Source organism: Streptomyces sp. SAS_272, from assembly GCF_052543235.1.
The window spans coordinates 1-1,124 of the sequence record NZ_JBMNDR010000218.1; the positions used below are offsets into that span (position 1 = coordinate 1).

Annotated in this window: 1 pseudogene; it reads right to left on the reverse strand. The window is 69.9% G+C overall.

The annotated features are described in order from the left end of the window. Nucleotides 1-23: 23 nt before the first annotated feature. Nucleotides 24-1,048: pseudogene (locus tag ACN6LD_RS42230) on the reverse strand (IS5 family transposase). Between the last annotated feature and the right edge of the window lie 76 nt (nucleotides 1,049-1,124).

Here is a 1,124-nt window from a genome sequence, read left to right on the forward strand (position 1 = left end):
CTAGGGCCTGTTCTGTGTCGTGATCACGTGGCGGGGCGGAGGCTGCGCAGCCAGATGACTGCGCCGCGCAGCTCGAGCCCTGCCGTGTAGCTTTCGGGCTTCTTGTCGAAGCGTGTGGCCAGCCCTCGCCAGTCCTTGATCTTGTTGATGCAGCGCTCCACACTGTTGCGGGCTTTGTACAGCTCGGCGTCGTGCGAGACCGGGCGCCCGCCCTTCGAGCCTCTCTTCCTCCGATTGGCGGCCTGGTCCGCCTTCTCCGGGATCACCGCCTTGATCTTCCGTTTCCGCAGGTGGGCGCGGTTCGCGCGGGAAGAGTACGCCTTGTCGCCGGCCACGGCGTCCGGGCGGGTGCGCGGTCGCCCGACCGGCCCGCGCACCCTGACCCTGGCCAGCACCGCCGTGAACTGCGGGCTGTCGGCGGCCTGCCCGGGGGTGATCACGAACGACAGCGGACGGCACTGCCGGTCGGCCGACAGGTGGACCTTGCAGGTCAACCCGCCGCGCGATCGGCCCAGGGCCGCCGCTTTCAACCGAGCCCGCCGTCGGCACCGCAGCCGACGGCGGGCCTCACACTCCGGATCCTGCTCGGATTCCCCGGCCGGGGTCACCGACCCGGCTGCGACCTGCTGCTTGCGCCGCTTCCGCCCCTTTCGCGTGCCCCCTTTTCGGTCTCGGCGGCCTTCTCCAGCGCGGCCAGGACCTCCTCGTCCACGACCATGCCGGCCGCGTCGTGATGAGCGCGGGCGGTCGTGGAATCCACGCTGACCAGCGACAGGTCCGCCTGCCCGCGGCGGGCGGCCTCGGCGATCACAGCCTCCAGCATCGCGGCGAACACCCCCGCGTCGCGCCACTGGGCGAACCGGCCGTAGACCCAGGACCAGGACCCGAACGCCTCCGGCACATCCCGCCACGGACTGCCGGTGCGGAACCGCCAGACGATCCCTTCCAGCTGATCACGCAGGTGCTCCGGGTAGGGGCCGTACTCCCCGATCGGCAGGTGAGGGCTGACCAACTCCCAGTCGGCATCGCTCAATTCACGTCGCGGCACACGGAATTTCTACCCAGTACGACCGCCATCACCCAGTCGATCACGAGTCCTGATCCCGACACAGAACAGGCCCTAG